This window comes from Streptomyces europaeiscabiei (assembly GCF_001550375.1).
GTDB lineage: Bacteria > Actinomycetota > Actinomycetes > Streptomycetales > Streptomycetaceae > Streptomyces > Streptomyces europaeiscabiei.
The window spans coordinates 1-656 of record NZ_LRTR01000057.1; the positions used below are offsets into that span (position 1 = coordinate 1).

At 71.3% G+C, this 656-nt stretch carries 1 pseudogene; it reads right to left on the reverse strand.

Annotated features, from left to right (window positions below):
• Positions 1-345 precede the first annotated feature (345 nt).
• A pseudogene (locus AWZ10_RS02675) lies at positions 346-656 on the reverse strand (pyridoxal phosphate-dependent aminotransferase); the annotation flags it as partial.

Consider the following 656-nt stretch of genomic DNA (forward strand, 5'->3'; position numbering starts at 1 on the left):
GGCGCGAGGGGGCGGGGCGCCAGGGGGCGGGCGAAGGGTGACATGGACGCCGGACCGTCGGTGTCCTCGGTGGTCGTCGTGGAGGTCGTCGTGGAGGTCGTGGTTGAGGTGGTCGACTCGGACTGCTGCGTCATCGAGGAGGCTCCCGTCGCTGAGCGTCGTCACGAAGAATCGTCGTCGCTGAAGGTCGCTAAGAGTCGGTGAAGGTCGCTGTGAGTCGGTGCGGGTCGCCAGGCCGCCAGGTCGGTGAAGGTCGCCGGGAGTCGCTGGGGATCATGGTCGTCAGGGGTGATCGGCAGGGGTCCGCGAAGGCCGGTCGAAGTTCGTCGGCCACGAGATCCCGCGTCATCGAAGGCCCTCGAAAGCCGCTCCGAAAAGTGTCAACGCGCGTTCCACATGCGGTAGTTCCAGGGCATCCGGCGCTTCGAGGGCCTGTGCGCGCTCCGCGTCGGTGGTGCCGAGGAACGGAGCGGTGGACAGCCGGACGCGCAGCGCCCCGAGGTCGTCCCCGAACCGGTGGCCTCCGGGCGCGGCCGTCCCGAGCCGGGCGCCGAGGAAGTCCTCCGCCTCCTGGGCGTCACCGACGCCCTGCGCGGCGAGCGACGAGCGCAGCGGGGCGAGGTCGGCGTACAGGTGCCGTCCGGCGCGTGGCGGCA